At 61.8% G+C, this 450-nt stretch carries 1 protein-coding gene; it reads left to right on the top strand.

What is annotated here, in order from left to right; all coding sequences use genetic code 11:
* Positions 1 to 268 precede the first annotated feature (268 nt).
* The coding region (locus EOA29_RS40050; protein ID WP_281061160.1) for a serine dehydratase beta chain at positions 269 to 450 on the top strand (182 nt) is incomplete at its 3' end.

Here is a 450-nt window from a genome sequence, read left to right on the forward strand (position 1 = left end):
TGGCTGTCTGGACGGGCACGATGCCCACCGGTTCCGGTCTGGCATCCAACGCAAGCATGGCTTCCTCCCCGGCAAGTGACAAACGAGACACTGACGCCGCCGGCGTGGCGCATTGCGCAGATTAATCACGGCATCACGGTCTAGCAACCTATGTCGCTGCCGGAGCAAACAAGGTCGGCACATGCTGCGCCGCGACACGCAAAACAGCGGAAACATGACGGGAATTCCTATATGTAAGCCTTGAGCGTCCCTCAGGAGATAATGGCGCGTGTTCCTTTCGGTTTTCGACCTGTTCAAGATCGGCATCGGCCCATCGAGCTCGCATACGATGGGGCCGATGACGGCCGCGCGCCGCTTCCTCGACGAAATCCTCGCCGACGACTGGCCGCGGCCGGCCGGCGTCAAGGTCGACCGGATCGGCGCCAGCCTGCATGGCTCTCTTGCCTATAC

Source organism: Mesorhizobium sp. M1E.F.Ca.ET.063.01.1.1 (assembly GCF_003998155.1).
Taxonomy (GTDB): domain Bacteria; phylum Pseudomonadota; class Alphaproteobacteria; order Rhizobiales; family Rhizobiaceae; genus Mesorhizobium.